Here is a 23,225-nt window from a genome sequence, read left to right as displayed (position 1 = left end):
GAATTGATGTTGAACTGATTTAGCCGCGTATTTGGCCGGGATCAAGGCGCGACGCGAACGTCACGCAGCTTCGGCGAAGGTCCAACGGTCCGGATCAGGCGTATGGCCGATCAAGGCGAGACCATAGGCGATCGATTCGAACTGGTCCGCCGAGGTCAGCCGCGCTTCGCCGAAACGCTCGGCAAACAGGCGCTGCACCGCCGGCACGAACGAGGTGCCGCCCGTCAGGAACACCTTCTCCACGTCGCGCGCGGTGATGCCGGATTTCGCCAGCGCCTCGTCCACCGTCGCACCGAGCCGTTCGATGTCGTCGGCGATCCAGGATTCGAAATCGTCGCGCGTCACGGTCGCGCCGATATCGATGCCTTGCCGGGCAAAGCGGAACTCGACCCGGTCGCGGCTCGACAGCGCGACCTTGGTGTCGGATACGGCGCGGTACAGCGCGAAGCCGAGATCGTGGTCGACGATGGTGATGAAATCGTGCAGCGGCGCCGGATCGATCGCGGTGCGCGCGAGCTGCTGCAATTCGCGCAAATCGCCATTGCCTCGCATCATCGCGAGTTGATGCCAGCGCGCGAGGCTCGAATAATAGTGATTGGGGATCGGCAGCACCTTGTCGAACGAGCGGTAGTTGGTGCCCTTGCCGAGCCGCGGCGAGACGATGTGGTCGACGATGCGGTAGTCGAAGGTGTCGCCGGCGATACCGATGCCGGAATGTCCCAGCGGCTCGGCGCGCAGCACGCCGCCCTTGCGCGAGAAGCGCATCACGGAGAAGTCGCTGGTGCCGCCGCCGAAATCGGCGACCAGCACCGTCGCATCGTGATCGAGGCTGCGCGCGAAGGAGAACGCCGCGCCGACCGGCTCGTAGACATAGCGCGCGTGGCCGGCGCCGAGCCGCTCGAACGCGGCGCGGTAGCGCTGCATCGCGAGCTCGTCATTGGGATTGCCGCCGGCAAACTTCACCGGGCGGCCGACCATGATGGTCGGTGCGCCCAAGTCGAAGCCTTCGCCGGCATGGCGGGTCAGCGTGCGCAGGAACGCCGCGAGCAAATCCTCGAACTTGTAGCGCTGCCGGAAGATCTGGGTGGTGTTGAACGCCGAGCTCGCCGCGAAGGTCTTGAACGACTGGATGAAGCGATGGATCGTCCGGCCCTCGAGGAATTGCTCGATCGCCCACGGGCCGCCCTCGGCGCGCGGATGCAGGCCGGCGCCCGGCCGGTCCTCCCAGAAGCACAGCGCGGAGACATAGACGCTATGCGTGCGGCCGCCATGGTCGAAGCGGATCGCCTCGACGCGGCCGTCGGCATCGGACAGCGCGACCACGGTGTTGCTGGTACCAAAATCGACGCCAATCGAGACGGCGGGCGGGGCGCTCGTCATGTCATGCTCGGATTGTCTGTGAAAGGGGGCGGACCTTTAGCGGCTTTGGCCGGTCTTGCCAACCCTTTCGGACGCCGCAAAGTTCACGATCCAGCGAATGACAACGGTGTCATGCGCGGTGTCAGAAATTCGCCACCGTCTTCAGACCGAACACGAGTGCGTTCGCGTTCCTGCTGGTGCCGCCGGGGTCGATCACGTACTGGATGTTCGGTCGCACCTGCAGGCCGGCGAGCGGCCGATAAGTGTAGTAGAGTTCCATGACGTATTCATTGCCCTGGACGGCGACGGGACCGAGGCCGGCCAGATTCTGCAGCTCTTCCGACAAGGCGATGCGGCTGTTGACATGGGTGGTGCCGACGGCAAATCCGATATCGTCCTCGGGTCGCAACTGGAAGGGTCCGGTATAGGTCAGGCCGCCCGCGATTTGATAATCGGTGGTGGCGGTCCGGCGGTCGGCCATAGTCGCATTGAAGAACAGGCTCAGCATGCCGGCGGAGCTGGCTTGCGATGGGCGGATCACCTGCTGAACGAAGCTGACATAGGCACCGTAACGTCCGCGGCTTTGCAGCAGCGGCTGTCCGGTGAGCACGGCCGGGTTGCCGTTGACGTCGGTGACCACGTCGGGGGCCGTCGAGGTGTCGTACCAGCCGCCGAACTTGTAGCTGCCCTGCAGATTGCCGAATTTCGGCAGCCAGGCGACCTCGGCCGGGATGAGAAGGCCGGTGGATCCCGAGTAGAACACCGGAAGCGCCGACTGCGAGACCTTCAGGTAATTGGGATTGGCGTCATAGACGCCGAACTGAAAATAGCCGAAGCCTTGCAAGTTAAACTTCAGCCGGGTGGCCCACTGACTGACCGGCCAGTTGTAGATGTAGTTGCCGACGAGGTTGCCGGGCTGCGCGCCGCAGAAGGTCAGGTTCTGGAAGTCGCACGCGAACGATGCGAAGTCCTCGCCGAAGGTGATGCGTCCGATCTTCCAGTCGACCAGGCCGTCGATGAATTTCTGGTCGTACCAGAATTGCGTGAGCCGCAGCGTCTGGCCGCGGCCGAACAGCTCCTGCACCTGCTGCAGCGTGCCGAGGCGCGCGTCATCGCTCAGATTGCTGCCGTTGCGGTCGGTCCATGTGACCTGGATCGTGCCGCCGGGCACGACACCGAGCTTCGCAAGGTCGAACGTGGTGCCGAAGGTCCATTGATCGGTGTAGGCGACCTGCTGCCGCTGACCGCCCGTTGCATTGCCGGCGAGCTCGCTGGTGTAGCCGAACTGAAAATCGATGCCGGCATTCAACAGCCGGGTTCGTGCGCCGTCCCAATCGCCGAGCAGCCAAGGAATCGGAGCAGGAACCGGTGCGGCTGTCGGACCGCTTGCAGCGACGGGAGTTGTCAGATCGGCGGCACGTGCGACCTCACCGCCTGCGCAGACCAACATCGCCGCGAGAGCCAGCCAGAGACAGAACGCTGTCGGATGCTTCGTTCGGTCGCCGGATGACGCAGGCATGACGACGCTCCCGGATTCAATGCTTCAACGACTTCAATCCTTCAACGCGTAGGCGATGACATAGTCGCCGCGCTTGGTGCCGAACGAGCCGTGGCCGCCGGCCGCGGTGACGACGTATTGTTTGCCGCCGGCCTCGTAGCTCATCGGCGTCGATTGGGCGCCGGCAGGCAAGCGATCTTCCCAGAGTACCTTGCCGTCGCGCACGTCATAGGCGCGGATCGTGTACTCATAGGTCCCCGTGTAGAACGCGACGCCGCCGGCGGTGGTGATCGGCCCGCCGAGCATCGGCACGCCCATCTTGAACGGAAGCGGCAGCGGCGTGGTGTCCCTGATCGTGCCGTTCGGATGCTGCCAGACGATCTTCATCGTCCGGAGATCGATCGCGGCCATCGAGCCCCATGGCGGCCGGTAGCACGGCACAGACAGCGGCGACAGGAAGCTCGAGATATCCACCCCGAACGGCGTGCCGTACATCGGCTGGGTCCCGACCTCGCTGCCGACCGGCTTCTCGGCCGTCGGCGCGGGAGGATTTTGCGGGCCGCGCGGAATCAGCCTCGAGGCGAACGGCAGCGACATCGGATTAGCGATGGCGATCTGCCGCACAGGATCGACCGCGATGCCGCCCCATTCGAACATGCCGAGATTGCCCGGGAAGACCAGCGTGCCCTGCAACGACGGCGGCGTGAACGTGCCCTCGTAGCGCAAGCGGTGGAACATGATCCGGCACAGCAGCTGGTCGAAGATCGTGCCGCCCCACATGTCGGCGCCGGTCAGCTTTGCCTCCGGCCGGAATGTCAGTTCGGAGAACGGCTGGGTCGGTGCGGAGCGGTCGCCGGGCGCCGGGCCCTGCGGCACCGGACGTTCCGGCGCCGGCACAATCAATTCGCCGGTCCTGCGGTCGAGCACGAAGATGTTGCCCACCTTGGTCGGCTGGATGATCGCGGGAACGACTCCCTTGGCCGTCGCCACATCGACGAGGCTCGGTTGCGAGGGAACGTCCATGTCCCAGAGATCATGATGCACGGTCTGGTACGACCAGACGCGCTTGCCGGTGTCGACGTCCAGCGCGACGATGGAGCTGGAATAGCGCTCGACCAGCGCATCGCGATTGCCGCCCCAGATGTCGGGTCCGTTGTTGCCGGTCGGGATGTAGACCAGATTCAGTTTCGGATCGAACGAGGCCGTGATCCAGGAATTCGGCGAGCCGTTGGTGTAATGGCGCGTCGGCGACGGCAGCGCGTTCTCGTCGGCCGCGGCGGAGTCCCAAGCCCAGACCAGTTTGCCGGTGTAGACATCGAAGCCGCGGATCACGCCCGAAGGCACTTCGACCGCGTAATTGTCGATCACCGCGGCAGCGACGACCAGGATCCTGTCGCTGACGACCGGCGGCGAGGTCGGCTCGAAGAACCCGGCGGTCTTGATCCCCATCCCCTGCTGCAGGTCAAGGATGCCGCGATCGGCAAAGCCATCGCAGAGTTTGCCACTGTCGGCATCGAGCGCGATCATGCGGCCGTCGTTGACGGGCAGGAAGATCCGACGCGGGCATTCGGCCGGCGCGGGACTGCCGCTGCTGTCGACGGCACCTGCCGCGGTCTCGTGATAGGAGACGCCGCGGCAGGTCATGTGCTGGAACGTCTTGTTGTGCACAAGCTTGGGGTCGTATCGCCAGCGCTCGGTGCCGGTCCTGGCGTCGAGCGCAAACAGCACCTGGTGCTGCGAGCAGAGATACAGCGTGTCGCGCACCTTGATCGGGGTGACCTCGAAGGTGGTCTCGCCGGAATCCTCCGGCGTCGGCACGTCGCCGGTGCGGAAGGTCCAGGCGACTTTGAGGTTGCGGACATTGTCAGGCGTGATCTGCTTCAGCGGCGAATAGCGCTGTCCGAATTGCGTGCGTCCATAGGCGCGCCAATCGCCATCCGGTTGGGGGTCGGCTTCGCTTTGCTGCACGGCAGGACCGGCTTCCGCAATCGTGCCATTGATGTCGTGATAGCTCGACAGCAGCCCGGTCACGAGGACGACTGCTGCTGCCACGACGCCGACCCAGAGCGGCGCCGTGGCGCGTGCGTATGACACCGGCTCGCTTCGCTGCAGTCCGCGAACGATCACCGGGGTCAGCAGCCAGAGCGCCATCGGGAAGATGATGTCGCCACGCGCCGCAAGCGGCCACCAGTCGAATTTCACCTCATAGACGGCCCATGCCAGCGTGCCGACCAGTACGATCGCAAACAGCCAGAGTGCCTGATGGCGCTGCGCCAGCAAGAGCGCAGCCGTAGCAAGAATGCCGACGCCGATGACAATGTAGGAGATGGATCCACCGAGCGCGGCGAGCCAGATGCCGCCGCCCGCAAGGATCAAACCGATCAAGGCGTAGACGATACCCGTGACAAAGACGGCCCTGGATCGCTGCATGGCTGCACCAGTGCGGAAGAGGCACCGGGCTTGTCCTGCGCAAGCGCAACAGACCGCGTCCGCTTTCAAGAACTGTGGTTCAATCAACCGTAACTTGCAACCGGGAACTGCGACGTTGGTGCAACACAAGCGCGCAAAGTTGCGATATCAATTCTTGCCGAAGCAAGATCATTCAAACTGCGCGCACTTTGTTCGACAAGGAGCAACGCCAGGCGCCTGGCACTGCCGCAGAGGTGATGGGTTCTCAGCGAATTTTGAATCGACGCGCTCTTCCGGTTCTGCGCCAGCGCTGCTTTATACCGTTCCGCAGATCTCATCGCAGATGCCCGGCTCGCAGGAGAAGCAACAATGACATTGAACCCCACGGCCAGGAATTATCGTGTCGCGGTCGCAGCCTACGAGGCGGGCCGGCCCAGCTATCCGGCGGAGATCGTCGCGGCGCTGCCGCTAAGGGACGCGCGCTGTGTCGTCGATCTCGGAGCAGGAACCGGCAAGTTCACTCGCCTGCTGCTCCCGCATTTGTCCGAGACGGCGCGTCTGGTCGCGATCGAGCCCGTCGCCGAGATGTCGGCGAAACTCGCGAACGAAGCCGGGATCGAGGTCATCAACACCCGCGCCGATGCGATCGGCCTCGAAACCGGCAGCGTCGATCTCGTGACCTGCGCGCAGGCCTTCCACTGGTTCGACAACGAGCCGTCCGTCGCCGAGATCGCACGACTGTTGCGTCCCGGCGGTACGCTGGCGCTGGTCTGGAACAACAGGGATGGCCGCGCACCATGGGTCGACACGTTGTCGGTCATGATTGAGCAATACGCGGGAGACACACCGCGGCAACGCTCCGGGCACTGGCGCTGGATCTTGCAGGATCCCCGCTTCGCGCTCGAGAAGGAAATCGTGCAGGACCATCCGCATCGGATGCCGCGTCAGGGCGTCTATGAACGCGTCGTGTCGACGAGCTATGTCGCCAATCTTCCCGACGCCGAAAAGGCGGTCCTTCGCGACAAGACCGACGCCATCCTGCGTGAGGCCGGCCTCGGTGATTCCGACGAGGTGGTGTTTCCTTATGTTACGCAGCTCCTTTTGCTGAAACGGACCTAGCCTTCGCTATTGTGCGGCGCGTCCTTGCTCGACGGTCTGCTTCAGGCGCGGCAGCGTCATGCGCCAGTAGAACGCGACATGCTTCGCGCCGGAGTCGGCGCCGATTTCCCAACCGTCCCCGCGCCGAATCGGCGACGGCGGCACCTGCTGGGTGACGGTCAGCGTTGTCTCGCTGCCGTCAGCTGCGAGCGTCATCGTGATCGTTGCATAGGATTGCGGAACATCCGGCAGGCCGGAGACCTGCGACCAATAGGAATATTCGAGCCGTGACGGCGCCTCGACACGGAGGACGCGGCCCTTGTCGCGATAGCGCTTCGCGCCGATCTCGGCCTCGATCTCGATCGATGCGCCGATCTGCCAATCGGTGTTGAAATGCGCGTTGCGCCATATCTCGCCCGCTTTGGGATCGATGATCGCGTCCCACACCTGCATTGGCTGCGCCGCGATCCGGATCGATTCGGTGACAGTCTGCAAAACCGAGGTTTCGTTCGTCATCAAATGCTCACTTGTCACTTACGACTTTCCATTTCCCGTCCCCACCACGCCGCAGCGCCGGATCGCCGATGCGGATGTGTTGCGCGAGAAAGTCGATGAAGGCGCGGACCCGCGCCGGCAGCGGGCCGGCATGGCCGACATAGACCGCGTGGATGTCCTCGCGATCGCCGGGATTGAGATTTTGCAGCACCGGCACCAGGCGTCCGGCCTCGATGTCGGGACCGATATGGAATAGCGCCAGCCGTCCGAGCCCGATGCCGCCGAGCGTGAGCTGGCGCGCGGCTTCGCCGTCGCTGACGCGGGCGACCGGCGGCGGCAGCGCCTCTTCGATTTTTTCAGCGCGGCGGAACGGCCAGCCGCGGATGCTGCGCGGAAAGGTCCAGCCGATGCCGCGATGGGTGGCGAGGTCGGCCGGGGTCTTCGGCGTGCCGTAGCGCGCGAGATAGGAGGGCGCGGCGACCACCACCATGCGGCTGGTGCCGAGCTTGCGTGCGATCAGCCGCGAGGCGCCGAGCGGGCCGACCCGGATCGCGACGTCGGCGCGCGCCTGCATCAGATCGACCAGCGTGTCGGTCAGCACGATGTCGAGCGTGATGTCGGGATGCTCGCGCATGAAGCGCGGCAGCAGCGGCATCACATGCAGCATGCCGAACGGGATGTTGCTGTTCACGGTGAGATGGCCGCGCGGCACGCATGAGGCGGCCTCGCGTTCGGCCTCATCGATGTCGGCGAGGATGCGCTGGGCGCGCTGATAGAAGGCCTGTCCTTCCTCGGTGAGTTGCAGCTTGCGGGTGGTGCGGTTGACCAGCCGCGTGCCGAGCCGCGTCTCGAGCCGGGAGACCAGCTTGCTGACGCCCGACGGCGTCAGGCGCAGGCTGTTTGCCGCAGCCGTGAAGCCGCCGAGGTCGACGACGCGGACGAACACGTCCATCTCGCCGGAGCGGTTGGTGTCAGTTCGGGACATCTTGAATTCACGTCACAAATGATTGGATTGCGGTCATTCTAATCCTTATTGGTCCGGACCGCTATGTCGCATTGCGGAATCCTTCCATCCGGAGCGACACATGCCTCTCGCAGTCCTTGCCTTGACCGCCGGTGCCTTTGGCATCGGCACCACCGAATTCCTCATCATGGGGCTGTTGCTGCAGGTCGCCGCCGACATGCACGTATCCGTCTCCGCGGCGGGCCTGTTGATTTCCGGCTACGCGCTCGGCGTGTTCGTCGGTGCGCCGATCCTGACGCTGGCCACGCGGCGGATGCCGCGAAAGGCGGTGCTGCTGGCGCTGATGGCGATCTTCACGCTCGGCAACGCGGCCTGCGCGCTGGCGCCGAACTACGAGTTGCTGATGGCGGCGCGTATTCTCACGTCGCTCGCGCACGGCACCTTCTTCGGCGTCGGCTCGGTGGTCGCGACAAGCCTCGTGCCGGAGGACAAGCGCGCGTCGGCGATCGCCACGATGTTCATCGGACTGACGGTCGCGACCTTGCTCGGCGTTCCCTTCGGCGCCTGGTTCGGCCTGATGCTCGGCTGGCGCGCGGCGTTCTGGGCGGTGGCGGTGATCGGCGTGATCGCCTTCATCGTGCTGGCGGTGCTGGTCCCCGGGCATGTCGGAGCCAACGACAAGCCGTCGCCGTTGCGCGAGGAGCTCGCCGTGCTCGGCCGCCCGCAGGTCCTGCTCGGGCTTGCCATGACGGTGTTCGGCTTCGGCGGGCTGTTCGCGGTCTTCACCTATGTGCAGCCGATCCTGACGCGCCTCACCGGATTTTCCGACGCCGCGGTGTCGCCGATCCTGCTGGTGTTCGGCGCCGGGCTTGCGATCGGCAATGTCGCTGGCGGACGGCTCGCCGACAAGGGAGTAGGGCGTGCGCTGCTGGTGTCGCTCGGCGGTCTCGCTGTCGTGCTCGTCGCGCTGGCGGCGGTGATCTCGATCAAGGCGTTGGCAGTCGTGCTGTTGTTCGTGCTCGGCATCGCCGCGTTCGCGACCGTCGCGCCGCTGCAGCTTCGCGTGCTCGAAGCCGCCGGTGTGGAAGGGCGGACGCTGGCTTCCAGCCTGAACATCGCGGCCTTCAATCTCGGCAACGCGCTCGGCGCCTGGGCCGGCGGCGTCACCATCGATCGGGGCCTCGGTCTCGGCGCGCTGCCGCTGGTGGCTGCCGTCATCACCGCGGTCGGGCTGCTGCTCGCGCTGTGGAGCCTGCGCCTCGACCGGCCGGTCGTCCTCGCCACGCAGTGCCCTGCCGAATGAACCGAATCAAGGGAGTATGACCATGGAATATCGCAATCTCGGGGCGTCCGGCCTGAAGGTCCCGGTGCTCAGCTTCGGCACCGGCACCTTCGGCGGCCAGGGACCTTTGTTCTCGGCCTGGGGGCGCAGCGACGCTAGCGAGGCGCGACGGCTGATCGACATCTGTCTCGATGCCGGCGTCAATTTGTTCGACACCGCCGATGTCTATTCGAACGGCGCGTCGGAGGAGATCCTCGGCGCCGCGCTCAAGGGCCGCCGCGACAAGGTCTTGATCTCGACCAAGACAGGCCTGCCGATGGGCGACGGTCCGCTCGATGCCGGCACGTCGCGATACCGCCTCGTCGCTTCGGTCGACGCGGCGCTGAAGCGGCTCAATACCGACTATATCGACCTTCTGCAGCTTCATGCCTTCGACGCCTTCACGCCGATTGACGAGGTGCTGTCGACGCTCGATGCGCTCGTGCGCGCCGGCAAGCTGCGCTATGTCGGCGCCTCGAATTTCTCCGGCTGGCACCTGATGAAATCGCTCGCCATTGCCGATCGGCACGGCTGGCCGCGCTACGTGGCGCACCAGGTCTATTATTCGCTGGTCGGCCGCGACTATGAATCCGAGCTGATGCCGCTCGCGCTCGACCAGGGCGTCGGCGCGCTGGTCTGGAGTCCGCTCGGATGGGGCCGCCTCACCGGCAGGATCAGGCGCGGGCAACCATTGCCGGCGAACAGCCGACTGCACAAGACCGCGCAGTTCGGGCCGCCGGTCGACGACGAGAAGCTTTACGCGATCGTCGACGCGCTGGACGTCGTCGCCACCGAGACCGGCCGCAGCGTGCCGCAGGTGGCGATTGCCTGGCTGCTGGCACGGCCGAGCGTCTCGTCCGTGATCATCGGCGCGCGCGACGAGACGCAGCTCCGCGACAATCTCGGCGCAGTCGGATGGTCGCTCTCGGCGGACCAGATCGCGCGTCTCGACAGAGCGAGCGTGGTGATGCCGCCTTATCCGTACTACCCTTACCGTATTCAAGAAGGCTTCGCGCGGCTGAACCCGCCGCCGGTGTGAGCCGGCCGTGGGCCTACCGGCGTCACAGTCTCACGCTTGTGTGGAATGTTCGCAGACTTGCCGGCGGTATTCCGCCGGCGTGATGTTCATGTGCTGCCGGAACACGCGATTGAGGTGGCTTTGATCGGCAAAGCCGCTCAGCAGCGCGATCTCCTTCAGCGCAACGCGGTCCTTGCGCAGATGCTGGCACGCGTGCTCCACCTTGCGCCGCAGGACATAGGCATGCGGCCGCGTGCCGTAATGCACGCGGAACTTGCGGGCGAACTGGATCGGCGTGCAATTGCAGATGTTCGCGAGCTCTTCCAGCGTGATGTTCCGGAAGATGTTCTGCTCGATATAGTCCTCGATCAGCCGGGCGTGCGCCGGGCGAAAGCGTCCTTGCGCGCACGGCATCTTGAATTCGATCGCCGCGTACTTCCGCAGGATGTGCACGCTCGCCTGCAGCGCCAGCGCGTCATAGCAGAGGCGTCCGCCCGGACCGCCTGCGGCAACCTCCTGGACCATCTGGTCGTTGATCCAGGTCAGCATCGGGTCTTCGGCCTTGAGCAGGTCGTGAAGCTCAATCGCATCGGCGTCGCGGTCGAATGCATCGCTCGCGGTCTTCATCATGAGCGCTGGAGCGATATAGAAATGGGTGACCTCGATGTCGTTCTTCCAGTGCCAGCTCGATGGCTCGGCACGGGTCAGCAATGACGTGACGCCACGACCGACGTGATCTTGCTTCCACGCGCCGGTGACGCGGCGGTTCATCGCCGTCACGCCGTCGCGATACAGCACGAGCAGGAAGTTTTCCGACGGGGGAACCCAGATATCCGATGGCTCATAGCGGAAAATCCGCAGCCGGAAGTCGCTCCTCCCGACTGAGGCGCTGTCCAGCTTCAGTTCACCGGGCGCATAGCGCGGCAGCTCCTCGACCGTGATCAATTGGCCCATCGCGCGAGCCTCCTCCGTGGAATCCGTGGCGCGGTTGACCGCTTCTTCTTGGCCGAACGTCTGAGCGCAGGATAGGCCGCTTTCTCCGTTTGCCAAGGCGACCAACGGCCGATGGCTCGATTGCACGGCCGCGTTCCAGAAATTGTCGGTTTCATCCAAGCCGCTCGGTCGCGCGGCACGTAGCCTGCTCTGCGTCTCGGCGACAGCACCAGCGGCCGAGATCCAATTGACGCAACGCACCATCACCCGGCGACACGGCGGGTATGAGCGCGTGCGAAGCAAGACAACAGGAGGAAACGATGACCGAGACCGTTACAAGGTCGAATGGAAGCAATGGTGCGCGTGCAACGACCAAGCTCGACGCCGTGGTCGTCGGCGCCGGCGTCGCCGGTCTTTACCAACTGTTCCGTCTGCGCGAGCAGGGGCTGAGCGTGAAGGCGATCGATGCCGGTTCAAGCGTCGGCGGCACCTGGTACTGGAACCGCTACCCCGGCGCACGCTTCGATTCCGAAGGCCACACCTATCAGTACCTGTTCTCCGAAGAACTCTACAAGGGTTGGAGCTGGAGCGAGCGGTTCCCGGGCCAGCCGGAGATCGAGCGCTGGCTGAACTACGTCGCCGACCGCCTCGACCTCAGGAAGGACATCCAGTTCGGCACCACGGTCAAGAGCGCGCATTTCAATGAGGCAACGCAACGCTGGCTCGTGACGACCGACCAGGGCGACGTGATCGATACCCAATTCCTGGTCACCTGCTGTGGCATGCTCTCGGCGCCGCACGTATCCTTTCCGGGACAGGAGACATTCAAGGGCGAGCTGTTCCACACCGCGCGCTGGCCCAAGGGGCCGATCGAACTTGCGGGAAAGCGCGTCGGCGTGGTCGGCAACGGCGCGACCGGAATCCAGGTGATACAGTCGATTGCCGGCGAGGTCGGCCACCTCAAGGTCTTCATCCGCACCCCGCAATACATCATTCCGATGAAGAACCCGAAATGGGACGCGGCGGATGCCGAGGCCTACAAGTCGAAATTTAAGTTCCTCACCGAACGGCTGCCGAAGACGTTCACCGGATTCGAGTTCGACTTCGAGCACGTCTGGGCTGACCTGACGCCGCAGCAGCGCCGCCAGGTGATCGGGGACTGCTGGAATGACGGATCGCTCAAACTGTGGGTTTCGTCCTTCGCCGAACTGTTCTTCGACGAAGCCATCAACGCCGAGATCACCGAGTTCGTGCGCGAAAAGATGCGCGAGCGGATCAAGGACCCCAAGCTGTGCGAGCAGCTGATTCCGTCCGATTACGGTTTCGGCACGCACCGGGTGCCGCTGGAGAGCAATTTCCTCGAGGCCTTCCACCGGCCCAATGTCGAGATCGTCAGCGTCAAGGACAATCCGATCGCCCGCATCACGCCGGAGGGTATCCAGACCGCCGACGGCACGGTGCACGCGTTCGACGTCATCATCCTGGCCACCGGCTTCGACGCCGGAACGGGGGCGTTGACGCGCATCGACATCCGCGGTCGCGAGGGGCGATCGCTGAAGGACGATTGGGGCAGGGACATCCGCACCACGATGGGCTTGCAGGTCCACGGCTATCCGAACCTGTTCACGACAGCGGTGCCGCTCGCGCCCTCGGCCGCGCTTTGCAACATGACCACCTGCCTGCAGCAGCAGGTCGAGTGGATCGCCGATTGCATCAACTATCTGCGCGGCAAGAACCTCAATGTCATCGAGCCGACCAGGGACGCCGAGGATCAGTGGGTGGCGCATCACGACGAGACCGCCAACGCAACGCTGATCGCCAAGACCAACTCCTGGTACCTCGGCTCGAATGTCGAGGGCAAGCCGCGCCGGGTGCTGTCCTATTGCGGCGGCGTCGGTACCTATCGCCAGAAATGCGACGAGGTCGCCGCGAGCGGCTATCAGGGCTTTGCCATGCAGTAGCACCTGATCGTGACGTGGCGCCGCGGTCTTCGCTGACCGCGCGGCCGCTCAGGATTGATCACATCACAAAGCAGTATATGGGAGGACGACAATGAGCATGAATTTTGGTGCGGCGGCAGATGCGATTCTCGACGGCGTCGTGACATCCAACCCGCGCGTTCCCGGCGTCGTTGCCATGGTGACCGACCGCCATCGCAACATCTACGAAGGCGCCGCGGGCAAGCGCCGCCTCGATCAGGCAGCGGACATGGCCACCGACAGCGTGTTCGCCATCTTCTCGACCACCAAGGCGATCACCGGGACGGCCGTCCTGCAACTCGTCGAGGAGGGCAAGCTCGATCTCGATGCGCCGGCCAGGACCTACGCACCCGACCTCGGCAAGCTCATGGTCATCGAGGGTTTTGACGACAGCGGCGAGCCGCGGCTGCGTGCACCGAAGCGCGACATCACCACACGCATGCTGATGGTCCACAGCGCAGGCCTGGGCTACGACTTCATCAATCACACCTACAATCGCCTCGCGCAGGAGAAGGGGCAGCCCAGCGTGATCACGGCGTCCAAGGCGTCGTTGATGACGCCGCTGCTGTTCGATCCCGGCGAGCGATGGGAATACGGCACCAACCTGGATTGGTGCGGCCAGATCGTCGAGTCGATCGCCGGCCGCCGGCTCGGCGAGGTCTTCAAGACACGGATCTTCGAGCCGCTCGGAATCCAGGACACGGCATTCGAGCTCACCGACGCGATGCGCCGCCGCCTCGCCGGCATTCACGCCCGCAACGCCGACGGCTCGCTCACGCCGATGGATTTTGAGTTGCCGCCTAACCCGGAGATCCATATGGGCGGCCACGGACTCTACGGCACCATCGGCGACTATATGCGCTTCATCCGGATGTGGCTGAACGACGGCGCCGGCGAGCATGGCCGGGTCCTGAAAGCCGAAACCGTGCGGATGGCGGAGAAGAACCATCTCGGCAACAACAAGGTCACCGCCATTACCGGCGTGATCACCTCGCTCGCCAACGACGCCGAGTTCTTCCCCGGCCAGTCGAAATCATGGGCGCTCAGCTTCATGATCAATGATGAGCAGGCTCCGACCGGCCGTCCCGCCGGCGCGCTCGGCTGGGCCGGCCTCGCCAACCTGTTCTACTGGATCGATCGCCAGAACGGCTTCGGCGGATTCTGGGCGACGCAGATCCTGCCGTTTGGTGATCCGACATCCTTCGTCGGCTACATCAATTTCGAGACCTCATTCTACGAGGCCCTGAAACTGCGCAAGGCGGGCTAGAACATTTTTGAACGGCCTGGACGCAGCTTCGCGTAAAGAAAACGCGCCAAGGCAAGAAACGAGAGCGCCGTTCCGATTCCATCGGAGCGGGCTCTTGTTTCGCGGCGCCGCGGCTAGTTCCGCCCGATCAGCACGCCGGCTGAGCCTTCGGAAACACCATGCGCATGCAGGCGCCGCCGGACGGCGCCTGATCGACCTCGATCCGGCCGCCGTGCAGATGCATGATGCTCTGCACCAGATCGAGGCCGAGGCCGGCGCCGCGTCCGCCCGGATGCAGCCGGCGGAACGGCTCGAAGATCTGCTCGCGCTCGTCGAGCGGAATGCCGTCGCCGTTGTCGCAGACCTCGATGCAACCGGCTGTCGTCACCCGCACCAGGATCGTGCCACGCCGCTGTCCATGGTCGATGGCGTTCTGCACGAGATTGGTGAGGGCACGTTCGAGTGAGGTCTGGTCGCCGCTCACCAAAATCGTCCCGTCCTTCTGCTCAAAGGACATTTCATATCCTGCCGCGAAGGCGAGTGGCGCGAGGTCGAGCACGACCTGTCGGGCAACGCCGACGAGATCGACGGCGGTGAACACGTCGGTCTGCTGGTCGAGCCGTTGCAGGTCCAGCAGCTGGCCGGCCATGACGCTGAGGCGAGTCGCGTCCTCGAGCAGATAGGTCTTCTCCGGGCCCGCCTGCAGTGAGGCGACTCGTGTCGAAAGAATCGCGATCGGAGTCCGGAGCTCGTGTGCGGCATCGGCGAGGAAACGCCGGTGGCGCTCGTAACCCTTGTCGAGGCGTTCGAGCGCGGCGTTGATGGCCTTGACCAGCGGGGTGATCTCGACCGGCACCTCGTCGAGCGGCAATTGCGCGCCGCGCTGGTCGATGTCGATGCGCTCGGCCTGCGCCGCGACCTGCGCGAGGCCCTTCATGGCCCGGCGCACCACAAATGGGGTCGCGACCAGCGTCGCCAGCGTCATCAGCACGACGATTGGCAGGATCATGTTGAGGAACAGCTGCGGTGTGATCTCCAGCGCTCGCCACATCGAGAGCTCGCCGTACGTTCCGGTCAGGATCTGGATCGATCCTGCCGACGTGTCGACCGATTTGACGAGTCCAGCGGGACGCGCGGCCACGGCGTCGTTCCACTTGAGCACCGCCTCGCTGACATGCTCGAGGGCCGATGCGATCGGTGCGAATTGCGAGGGCACGGTGCCCTCGGAGATTTGGTGACCGCCAGCGTCGCGGATGATGAACCAGAGATCGGCGTGCTCGGCGCGCAGGGCGGCCAATTCCGGTGTTTGGCGCAGCGTCAGTCCGCCCGCTTCATTGCGTGTGATGGCGTCCCTCAGCGTATCGAGGGTGCTGCCTTGGTACTCGCCGATCAAGAGCCCTGCCCACAGCAGCCCGATCGCGGCGGCCCCGATCAGCAGAATCAGGAGGGTCAACGCAACGGCCTGCAGACCCGCGAGGCGTCCGACCAGGCGCCAGGTGAGGGATCGCGGGCGCAGCACGCTCACGGTGTCTCTCGCAGCATATAGCCGAGGCCACGAACGCCGTTGATGGTGACGCCGGCGTCGGCCTCGGTGAGCCTGCGGCGCAAGCGCGACACATGACTGTCCAGCGCATTGGGCTGCACGTCGTCGTCGAGGCCGTAGACCGCCTCCATCAGCGCAGAGCGCTGCACCATGCGTCCCATCCGATGCATCAGTGTTTCGAGCACCAGCCGTTCGCGACGCGGCATCTCCAGCGGGCGTCCGTCGACGCTGGCCTCGCGATGGGTAAAGTCGAACGCCAGGCGGCCGATCCGCGCGACATGCTGCTGCACGTTGGCGGGCCGGCGCAGCAGCGCGCGCAACCGCGCCAGCAGCTCCTCGAACGCAAACGGCTTGCCGAGATAGTCGTCCGCGCCGCTGTCGAGACCCGAGATCCGGTCTGCCAGCTCACCGCGCGCGGTCAGCACCAACACCGGGACGGTGTTGCCGCTCGCGCGCAATTTCGGAATCAGCGACAGCCCGTCGCCGTCAGGCAACTGGCGATCCAGCACGATCGCATCGTAACTTCCCGCAGCGGCAATCGCCTCGGCTTCCAAGAGATCCGGCGCGTGATCGACCAGCATGTCGTGGCGCGCGAGTGCCGCACGCAGCGCCGCGACCATGTCCGGCTGGTCCTCCACCAACAGCACCCGCATTTCGTTGTCTCTACCTCCGCATCGATCTGCCGACTTTATGTCTCATTCATTGCGGCAACCTTGCGGTTTGCTCCGCGTGATTGCGTCGCACGCCAAAATTTCGCACGCGCGTGGATTCGCGACAGGCTCGCGCAAGCTTCGCATGAGACAGAAGCGTGCATCGGGGCGATCGAATCGTCCCGACACCGACCGGCACTGCTCAACCGGCGGGAGCCTACCACACATGATGGGGAGCACCCGCAATGCGAAAGACACGCGAATGGCCTTGTTAATAAATCCGTGGCGCCAGACCGATTGCGCGCTCATCGTGCGGGAGCTCCGGCATGTCGGCCGCTGACATCCTGCCGTTCGTCCGCGCCTGGGTGCGTAATCCGTTGCGTGTCGCCGCGGTCGCGCCGTCCGGGCCCGCTGTCTCGTCGCTCATGGCGCGGGAGATCACCGCGGACACCGGCCCCGTGCTCGAGCTTGGCCCTGGCACGGGCGTCTTCACCCGCGCGTTGCTGAAGCGCGGCGTCAGGCAGCAGGATCTGACGCTGGTGGAGTACGGCTCCGAATTCATCCCGCTGCTGCAGCGGCGCTTCCCGGGCGCGCGGGTGCTGTGGATGGATGCGGCCTGGCTGCGGAGGGAGAGGCTGTTCGACGGGGCGCCGGTCGGTGCAGTCGTGAGCGGCCTCGGGCTCCTCATGATGCCGCCGGAGAAAGTCATAACCATCCTCCACGGCGCCTTCGGCTATCTCCGCGCCGGCGGGGCGTTCTACCAGATCACCTATGGTCCGCGTTGTCCTGTCGCAGACGCGATCCTGGATCGCCTCGATCTGCAGGCGAGCTGCATCGGGCAGACGTTTCTCAACCTGCCGCCGGCTTCCGTGTACCGGATCAGCCGCCGCCACTCCCACGCTTGATCGAGACGCCATGGACACGTCGAGCACGATCGCGATGTTTTTGCACTTCGGCCTGCTGGGTATCGGCTGCCTCGCCGTCGCCGAGAAGTTCATTCCGCTGCTGCCGTCCTACGTGCTGCTGATGCTGCTCGGCTTGACTGTCTCCGACGGCTCGATGCTCGCGATGACCATCCTCGCGACCAGCGTCGGGTCTGTCGTCGGTGCCATCGGCTGGTACGGGCTCGGGCGCGCGCTCGGCTCGCGGCGCATCGAGGGGCTGGTGGCGCGCTATGGCAAGTTCGTGTTGCTGCGGCCCTCGCTCTACCGACAGCTCACCGACGCCTATCGCGGCAATCATTTCTGGGTGACGCTGATCGGTCAGACGCTGCCCACCGTGCGGATTTACCTCGCTCTCCCGGCCGGTGTGTTGCACTTGGAGCCGCGCGCCTTCGTGATGGCGACGGCGATCGGCACCGTGATCTGGAACATGCCGTTCCTCACCCTGGGCTATGCCCTGCGCGGCAGCAGCCACGATCCGGTCAGCCTCGGCTTCTGGGTGGTGGTCATCCTGGTCGCCGTGGAGGTCGCGCTCTTCCTCGGATTTCGCTTCTACAAGCGCTCGTTCGTGCCGCAGCCTTTGGGGAAGCCGCTCGCTTTACCCTCGCGCTTGCCGGTGGAGGAAGGCGCATGAGAGCCCTGTTGTCCCGCCTGCGGCCCGGATCGGATACGCTCGAGCGTGCTGCCGCGACCCTGCTGGTCCTGGCCGCGAGCTATCAGTTCGGTCACGCTGCTTCCGGCGGGCGATATCGCGCGGCCGAGTTCGCGCTGCTGGTCCTCATCGCAGGCATCTATTGGCATCGCTCGATCTTCAGGCGATGCGCCAGCCGCGATGTCACGAAGGTTCTCGCGGGATTGGCCGACGCCATGGCGGCGGCGTTTCGGCCGGACGGCGGCCTGCATGGATCTGGCGATCGCGCGGACGGCAGGCGGATCGCGCCGCGGGATGTCGTCAAGGTCAGGACCCTGTTCGTCTCCGACGTCCATCTCGGGACCCGGGGATGCCAGGCCGAGCGGTTGATCGACTTCCTTCGTCACCATGATGCCGAAACCGTATTCCTGGTCGGCGACATCGTCGACGGCTGGTGTCTGCGGTCGAGCTGGTACTGGCCCAGGGCGCATAATGCGGTTGTGCGGGAGCTGATCGAGCTCGCGCAACGGGGCTGTCGCCTGGTCTACATTCCCGGAAATCACGACGAGTTCCTGCGTGACTATGCCGGTGCGGCGTTCGGCGGCGTCGAGATTGTCGAACGGGCGATCCATCGTGGCCTCGACGGCCGCGACTACCTCGTCGTTCACGGCGATCATTTTGATCTCGTGGTGCGGCATGCGCGCTGGCTCGCGCTGATCGGCGATGTCGGCTATCGGGCCGCGCTGGCCTGCAACGTCTGGCTCAACTGGATCAGGCGCCGATGTGGGTTCGGCTATTGGTCGTTCTCGTCCTGGGCGAAATTGCGGGTCAAGAATGCGGTCAACCACATCGGCCGGTTCGAGGAGGTGTTGGCATCGGAGGCCGGGCGCAGCAACGTTCAAGGCGTGATCTGCGGCCACATCCACCACGCGGCACTGCACGACGATTTCGGCGTCCGCTACATCAACACCGGGGATTGGGTAGAGTCCTGCACGGGCGTGGTCGAGCGCTATAACGGGCAGTTTGAAATCGTCCGATGGACGGAAGCGCGGAGGGCGTTGGGTACTCCAGACCTCGCGCCGCTCGCGCAGGCGGCCGCCTGATGCGCGTGCTGGTGGCAACCGACGCCTGGCGGCCACAGATCAATGGCGTGGTCCGCTCGCTCGAATACCTTGCCAGTGAAGCGCCGTCGCTCGGCGCGGAAATCACCTTCTTGACGCCGGCCGATTTCCGCACCGTGCCGTTGCCCGGCTATCCGGAGATCCGCCTCGCGTTGCCGACGATCGGGCGGATCGCGCGCGCCATCGCGGCTGCGCGCCCGGACTCGGTGCACATCGCGACCGAAGGCCCGATCGGTTGGATCAGCCGGCACGTCTGCCAGACCCGCGGCTATCCGTTCACGACCAGCTATCACACCCGCTTTCCCGAATATCTCGCCGCGCGGCTGCCGGTCCCGCTGCGGTGGAGCTACGCGGCGTTGCGCCGTTTCCATAATAGCGGGGACGGCATCATGGTCGGCTCGGCGTCGCTGGAGCGGGCGCTGAAGGCGCATGGCTTCCGCAAATTGATGCCGTGGTCGCGCGGCGTCGATGCCGAGCTGTTTTGTCCGCGTACAGAGCGGCCGATCGCCTTCCCGGCGCCGGTGTTCCTCTATGTCGGCCGCGTCGCGGTCGAGAAGAATCTCGACGCCTTTCTCGGCCTCGACCTGCCGGGCTCGAAGGTCGTGGTCGGGGACGGGCCGCAGCGTGGCAGCTTGCAGACCCGGTTTCCGCACGTGCATTTCCTCGGCACGCGGACGGGCCGGGCGCTCGCCGACGTCTATGCGTCCGCCGACGTCATGGTGTTTCCAAGCCTGACCGATACGTTCGGGATGGTGATCCTCGAGGCGCTGGCCAGCGGCCTGCCGGTTGCGGCCTTTCCGGTGATGGGACCGCTCGATGTGATCGGCAAGTCAGGCTGCGGTTGTCTCGATCACGATCTGCGGCGTGCGGCGCTCGGCGCGCTGCTGGTGCCGCGCGAGAAATGCCGTGCCCACGCTTTGACCTTTACCTGGCAGGAAAGCGTGCGGCAGTTCCTCGACAATATCGGACGGGCGCACGCCTCGCCGGCGCGCACAGCAGCCGTGGGAGCATGACGCCGCTTCGCGCGCAGGCAGATCAATTGCCGAGCAGCTCCGTGATCAACCCGGCTGCCTTGATCCCGGTGCCGCTGATGATGACGACGGTGCGCTCTGCCGACCGGATCGCGCCGCGCGCCGCCAGGACGTCGAGCGCGGCGGCGGCCGAAGCCGAGGTCGGCTCGACGAACAGGCCGGTACGCGCCAGCCGCTTCAATGCGGCGACGATGCCGTCTTCGGGAATCGCGACCGTGCCGCCGCCGCTCTCCTTCAGCGCCGCGATCATCTGCTTCAAGCGCAGCGGATGCTTGATCGCGGTGCCTTCGGCGATGGTCTTGCGGACCTCGCGGTCGACCGGCGTGTCGACGCGGGCGGCGAAGCTGGCATCAACCGGCGAGCAATTGAGTGGTTGCGCGGCAAAGAGGCGCGGCAGCCGCGTGATCTGCCCGGCCGCGAGCAGCTCCGTGAAGCCGATATAGCAGCCGAGCAGGCTGCTGCCGGCACCGACCGGCATGATGACATTGTCGGGCGCGGTGAAGCCAAAATCTTCCCAGATCTCGTAGGCCAGCGACTTGGTGCCTTGCAGGAAGAAGGGCTGCCAGTTGTGGCTGGAGTAGAAGATCTGCTTCGACTGGCGGATCGCTTCCGCCTCGGATTCCTCGCGCGGGCCTTCGACCAGCTGCACCTCGGCGCCGAAGGCGTGCATCTGCGCCACCTTCATCGGCGATGTCGTCGCCGGCGCAAGGATCCTGACCCGCATGCCGCCCGCCGCGCCATAGGCCGAGACGGATGCGCCGCCATTGCCGGAAGAGTCCTCCAGCACCGCATCGACGCCGAGCTGGCGCAGGAAAGACAGCATCACCGTGGTGCCGCGATCCTTGAAGCTCGCGGTCGGATTGAACCATTCGAGCTTGAAATGCGGCCGCAGGTCGCCCCACGCCTTCTCGACCGCGGGTGTGAAGCCTTCGCCCATCGTGATCGGCTGCCTGATCTCGACCGGCAGCGCCGCGCGGTAGCGCCACAGCGAGCGCGTCCCGTGATCGACCTCGTCGCGGGAGATGCCAGGCAGCGGCGTGACGAGCAACGGCTTGCCTTCGTCGGAGCACCAGCGCGGGACATCCAGCGGATAGAGCTTGCCGTTGAGCGGGTCGATGTAGCTGGGTGATGGCATCTCGGTTCAGTCCTCAAGGAGCGTGCCGGCCGGACATCTCGCGACCCAGCACGAAAGCCGGCAAGGTCGCAAGGTTGTCACGAACCATGATCGGGGCGGGCGCCCCTTCCGGCGGGTTCATTCCGGCCCGATTATGCCACCAAGTCGGCAAGCGCACACGTGCCGTACCGAACAGATCATAGCCCGATCCCGCGACGAACAGGCATCGATCGGCCGGGACCGGCAGTTCGTCGAGCGCGAGCTGATAGGGTTGCGGCTGCGGCTTGTAATAGCCGGCGCGCTCGGCCGTCACGAACACGGTGAAGGGAACGTCGATGCGATCGGCGGCGATGCGGCCGAGCCGTTCCGAGCAGTTGGTCACGACGCCGAGCGCGACGCCGGCCTCGTGCAGCGCTTGCAGGACATCGAAAACCTCGGGCCAGGGATCGAGCTCCGCATAGCGTGCGCCGAGCTCCTCGGCCAATTCGAACGGCAGCCCGACATTGCGTGCCGCCTCGCCCACCAGATCCTCATAGGGACGATAACGTCCGGTGGCGTAGGTGTTCCTGAGATACTCGGCCCGCCAGCGTAGCCCGGCTTCATCGGAGCCCGCGACCTTGTTCCAGTGTGTCCAGCTGTCGAGCAGCGCGGTCAGCAGATCGAACAGAACGGCGTCATAGGCTCGGGTCATGGGCTGCGCTCCATTTCCTACCATCCGCGAAACCGCTCCCATTGCCTGACCGAGTTGGAGCCGGCGGCGACGGCATGATAGCGGTCGTGCTGGGCTCCGGTCGCGCAGGCATGATTCGGCAGGATCCGCACCTTCGCGCCGACCGGCGGCGCCACCTGCGGCGCGGTGCTGCCGGGACGGAGCGCGATGATGCCGTGCTCCTGATTGGTTTCGGTCACGATCAGGTCGCGATAGGGCCGTCCATCGATGTCGCACACGATGCCATAGCCCTGGTCGATCGGCTGCTTCGCGGTGCCGCGATCGCGCGACAGCGCCATCCAGCCGGCGTCGATGAAGGTCCAGCCGCGGTCGGCGCGATGGCCGATCACCGTCGCGAGCACCGACAGCGCAATGTCGTCGACCGCGCAGACCCCGATCCCGGCCATGACAAGGTCGAACATCACGAACACGCCGGCGCGCACCTCGGTGACACCATCGAGCCGGAGCGCAAAATGCGCCGTCGGCGTCGAGCCGACGCTGACCACGGGGCATGGCAGTCCGGCCGCGCGCAGCGCCTCGGCGCAGGCGACCGCGGCGGCGCGCTCCTGCTCGGCCGCCTGCTCGAGCGCCGCGACGCTGCGGCAGGAATAGGATTCGCCGGCATGCGCCATGACGCCGCGCAACTCGGCGCCGCCTTGATGCAACGCGCGGCCGATCTCGACCAGCAGCGGATCACGCGCACCGACACCGGCGCGATGGCCGTCGCAATCGATCTCGATCAGCACGGGAATGCGGTCGTTCGTCATGCGCGCCATCGTGGAGACGGCCGCCGCCTGCTCCATACTGTCGAGCACCACCGACAGGTCCACACCCTGTCGCCGCAGCGCCGCGACGCGATCGAGCTTTTGCGGCGCGATGCCGACGGCATAGAGGATGTCTTTCACGCCTGCCGCGGCAAACATTTCGGCCTCCTGCAGGGTCGAGACCGCCGCCGGGCCACCCGGGCCGTCCATCACAGCGCGCGCCGCCGGAATGGATTTCGCGGTCTTCAGATGCGGGCGCAGCGGCACGCCAAGCCGCGACAGCCGCGTCTTCAGGCGGGCGATGTTGTGCAGCATCCGGTCTTCGTCGAGCACGAGGCCGGGCGTCTCGATATCGGCAAGCGGATGCGGTGCGTTCAAGAAAGGGGCTGATGACATCCGGC

Annotated in this window: 20 protein-coding genes; 9 read left to right on the top strand and 11 right to left on the bottom strand. The window is 65.4% G+C overall.

Annotated elements, in window-relative coordinates; translation table 11 throughout:
* Positions 1-60: 60 nt before the first annotated feature.
* From AAFG13_RS25345 to AAFG13_RS25335, 3 genes are all read right to left on the bottom strand, one after another.
* Positions 61-1,380: an Hsp70 family protein gene (locus tag AAFG13_RS25345; protein WP_092121710.1), complete on the bottom strand. Its 1,320-nt coding sequence runs from the start codon at positions 1,378-1,380 to the stop codon at positions 61-63.
* A 121-nt stretch (positions 1,381-1,501) separates the two neighbouring features.
* Complete coding sequence (locus AAFG13_RS25340) at positions 1,502-2,878, bottom strand: carbohydrate porin (RefSeq protein ID WP_342708578.1); 1,377 nt, start codon at positions 2,876-2,878, stop codon at positions 1,502-1,504.
* 33 nt (positions 2,879-2,911) lie between these two features.
* Positions 2,912-5,287, bottom strand: a complete 2,376-nt coding sequence (locus AAFG13_RS25335) for a glucose/quinate/shikimate family membrane-bound PQQ-dependent dehydrogenase (protein ID WP_342708577.1) — start codon at positions 5,285-5,287, stop codon at positions 2,912-2,914.
* Positions 5,288-5,635: 348 nt separating this feature from the next.
* On the opposite strand from AAFG13_RS25335, the gene AAFG13_RS25330 reads away from it, so the two are divergent.
* A complete protein-coding gene (locus AAFG13_RS25330; RefSeq protein WP_342708576.1) occupies positions 5,636-6,385 on the top strand; it encodes a class I SAM-dependent methyltransferase in 750 nt (249 codons plus the stop codon).
* A 6-nt stretch (positions 6,386-6,391) separates the two neighbouring features.
* On the opposite strand, the gene AAFG13_RS25325 is transcribed toward AAFG13_RS25330, so the two are convergent.
* Both AAFG13_RS25325 and AAFG13_RS25320 read right to left on the bottom strand, forming a co-directional pair.
* A complete protein-coding gene (locus AAFG13_RS25325; protein ID WP_342708575.1) occupies positions 6,392-6,880 on the bottom strand; it encodes an SRPBCC domain-containing protein in 489 nt (162 codons plus the stop codon).
* A 7-nt stretch (positions 6,881-6,887) separates the two neighbouring features.
* A complete protein-coding gene (locus AAFG13_RS25320) occupies positions 6,888-7,844 on the bottom strand; it encodes a LysR family transcriptional regulator (RefSeq protein WP_212318993.1) in 957 nt (318 codons plus the stop codon).
* Positions 7,845-7,944: 100 nt separating this feature from the next.
* On the opposite strand from AAFG13_RS25320, the gene AAFG13_RS25315 reads away from it, so the two are divergent.
* The gene (locus AAFG13_RS25315; RefSeq protein WP_342708574.1) at positions 7,945-9,126 is read left to right on the top strand and encodes an MFS transporter; all 1,182 of its coding nucleotides are present in this window, start codon (positions 7,945-7,947) and stop codon (positions 9,124-9,126) included.
* 22 nt (positions 9,127-9,148) lie between these two features.
* Positions 9,149-10,183, top strand: a complete 1,035-nt coding sequence (locus tag AAFG13_RS25310) for an aldo/keto reductase (RefSeq protein WP_342708573.1) — start codon at positions 9,149-9,151, stop codon at positions 10,181-10,183.
* Between the two features lie 30 nt (positions 10,184-10,213).
* Here AAFG13_RS25310 and AAFG13_RS25305 read toward each other — a convergent pair whose 3' ends face one another.
* A complete protein-coding gene (locus tag AAFG13_RS25305) occupies positions 10,214-11,116 on the bottom strand; it encodes a helix-turn-helix transcriptional regulator (protein ID WP_342708572.1) in 903 nt (300 codons plus the stop codon).
* Positions 11,117-11,415: 299 nt separating this feature from the next.
* On the opposite strand from AAFG13_RS25305, the gene AAFG13_RS25300 reads away from it, so the two are divergent.
* A complete protein-coding gene (locus tag AAFG13_RS25300) occupies positions 11,416-13,056 on the top strand; it encodes an NAD(P)/FAD-dependent oxidoreductase (protein ID WP_212318999.1) in 1,641 nt (546 codons plus the stop codon).
* Positions 13,057-13,147: 91 nt separating this feature from the next.
* Positions 13,148-14,341 carry a serine hydrolase domain-containing protein gene (locus AAFG13_RS25295; protein WP_212319001.1) on the top strand — a complete coding sequence of 398 codons (1,194 nt, stop codon included), beginning with the start codon at positions 13,148-13,150 and terminating at the stop codon, positions 14,339-14,341.
* A 127-nt stretch (positions 14,342-14,468) separates the two neighbouring features.
* On the opposite strand, the gene AAFG13_RS25290 is transcribed toward AAFG13_RS25295, so the two are convergent.
* Both AAFG13_RS25290 and AAFG13_RS25285 read right to left on the bottom strand, forming a co-directional pair.
* On the bottom strand, positions 14,469-15,836 hold the full coding sequence (locus AAFG13_RS25290) for a HAMP domain-containing sensor histidine kinase (protein WP_342713395.1): 1,368 nt from the start codon (positions 15,834-15,836) through the stop codon (positions 14,469-14,471).
* A 5-nt stretch (positions 15,837-15,841) separates the two neighbouring features.
* Positions 15,842-16,516, bottom strand: coding sequence for a response regulator transcription factor (locus tag AAFG13_RS25285; protein ID WP_212319003.1), 675 nt, complete (start codon positions 16,514-16,516; stop codon positions 15,842-15,844).
* Positions 16,517-16,839: 323 nt separating this feature from the next.
* On the opposite strand from AAFG13_RS25285, the gene AAFG13_RS25280 reads away from it, so the two are divergent.
* The 4 genes from AAFG13_RS25280 (at position 16,840) to AAFG13_RS25265 (ending at position 20,219) form a co-directional block, all read left to right on the top strand.
* Positions 16,840-17,418 carry a methyltransferase domain-containing protein gene (locus AAFG13_RS25280; RefSeq protein WP_212319005.1) on the top strand — a complete coding sequence of 193 codons (579 nt, stop codon included), beginning with the start codon at positions 16,840-16,842 and terminating at the stop codon, positions 17,416-17,418.
* Between the two features lie 10 nt (positions 17,419-17,428).
* Positions 17,429-18,088, top strand: coding sequence for a DedA family protein (locus tag AAFG13_RS25275; RefSeq protein WP_342708571.1), 660 nt, complete (start codon positions 17,429-17,431; stop codon positions 18,086-18,088).
* Positions 18,089-18,387: 299 nt separating this feature from the next.
* Entirely contained in the window at positions 18,388-19,188 is an 801-nt protein-coding gene (locus AAFG13_RS25270; RefSeq protein WP_342713394.1) for a UDP-2,3-diacylglucosamine diphosphatase, read from the top strand.
* Entirely contained in the window at positions 19,188-20,219 is a 1,032-nt protein-coding gene (locus tag AAFG13_RS25265) for a glycosyltransferase family 1 protein (RefSeq protein WP_342708570.1), read from the top strand. The genes AAFG13_RS25270 and AAFG13_RS25265 overlap by 1 nt, the downstream gene beginning before the upstream one ends.
* A gap of 22 nt (positions 20,220-20,241) precedes the next feature.
* Here the strand turns inward: AAFG13_RS25265 and AAFG13_RS25260 are convergent, their stop codons facing one another.
* Genes AAFG13_RS25260 through AAFG13_RS25250 form a run of 3 tightly spaced genes read right to left on the bottom strand, consistent with a single transcriptional unit; the run spans position 20,242 to position 23,202 of the window.
* Entirely contained in the window at positions 20,242-21,372 is a 1,131-nt protein-coding gene (locus tag AAFG13_RS25260; RefSeq protein ID WP_342708569.1) for a pyridoxal-phosphate dependent enzyme, read from the bottom strand.
* Between the two features lie 13 nt (positions 21,373-21,385).
* A complete protein-coding gene (locus AAFG13_RS25255) occupies positions 21,386-22,042 on the bottom strand; it encodes an HAD-IA family hydrolase (protein ID WP_342708568.1) in 657 nt (218 codons plus the stop codon).
* A gap of 17 nt (positions 22,043-22,059) precedes the next feature.
* Positions 22,060-23,202, bottom strand: a complete 1,143-nt coding sequence (locus AAFG13_RS25250; protein ID WP_342708567.1) for a DSD1 family PLP-dependent enzyme — start codon at positions 23,200-23,202, stop codon at positions 22,060-22,062.
* Positions 23,203-23,225: the final 23 nt, after the last annotated feature.

It is taken from the genome of Bradyrhizobium sp. B124 (assembly GCF_038967635.1).
GTDB lineage: Bacteria > Pseudomonadota > Alphaproteobacteria > Rhizobiales > Xanthobacteraceae > Bradyrhizobium.
Note: the sequence above shows the minus strand (reverse complement) of the source record. Positions and strands in the feature narration are given on the sequence as shown.